Origin of the sequence: Streptomyces sp. XY431, assembly GCF_001279805.1 — a bacterium.
Classification (GTDB): domain Bacteria; phylum Actinomycetota; class Actinomycetes; order Streptomycetales; family Streptomycetaceae; genus Kitasatospora; species Kitasatospora purpeofusca.
On the sequence record NZ_LGDO01000293.1, the window covers coordinates 1 to 765 of the forward strand.

Below are 765 nucleotides of genomic sequence, written 5' to 3' on the forward strand. Positions count from 1 at the left end.
GCGATCCCCAACGCCTGCGCCGCGATCGTCACCCGCGTGTGGTCCAGCGTCCGCATCGCCGTCGCGAACCCCGTCCCCTCCGCACCGATCATCCGGTCCGCCGGGATCCGCACATTGTCGAAGTACACCTCACGCGTCGGCGACCCCTTGATCCCCAACTTGCGCTCCGGCGCACCGAACGACACCCCCGCGTCGCCCTTCTCCACCACGAACGCCGAGATCCCCTTCGAGCGCTTCTCCGGGTCCGTCACCGCCATCACCGTGTAGAACTCCGACACCCCCGCATTGGTGATCCAGCGCTTCACCCCGTTCAGCACCCAGAAGTCCCCGTCCCGCACCGCACGCGTCCTCATCCCCGCCGCGTCCGAACCCGCCTCCGGCTCCGACAGGCAGTACGAGAACATCCCCTCGCCCCGCGCCAGCGCCCCCAGGTACTTCGCCTTCAACTCCTCCGAACCCGACAACTGCACCGGCAGCGAACCCAGCTTGTTCACCGCCGGGATCAACGAGGACGAGGCGCACACCCGCGCCACCTCCTCGATCACGATCACCGTCGCCAGCGCGTCCGCCCCCGCACCCCCGAACTCCTCCGGCACATGCACCGCATGCAGGTCACTGCCCTGCAACGCGTCCAACGCCTCCTGCGGGAACCGCCCCTGCTCGTCCACCTCCGCCGCGAACGGAGCGATCTTCGCCTCCGCCAGCGAACGCACCGCCTCACGGAGCATCCCGTGCTCCTCGGAGATCCGGAAGAGATCGAAGTCC

At 68.8% G+C, this 765-nt stretch carries 1 protein-coding gene; it reads right to left on the bottom strand.

All coding sequences use genetic code 11. The features are described 5' to 3' along the window. Positions 1 to 765, bottom strand: a 765-nt coding sequence (locus ADK60_RS24065) for an acyl-CoA dehydrogenase family protein (protein ID WP_063783249.1), incomplete at both ends; no start/stop codon positions are given.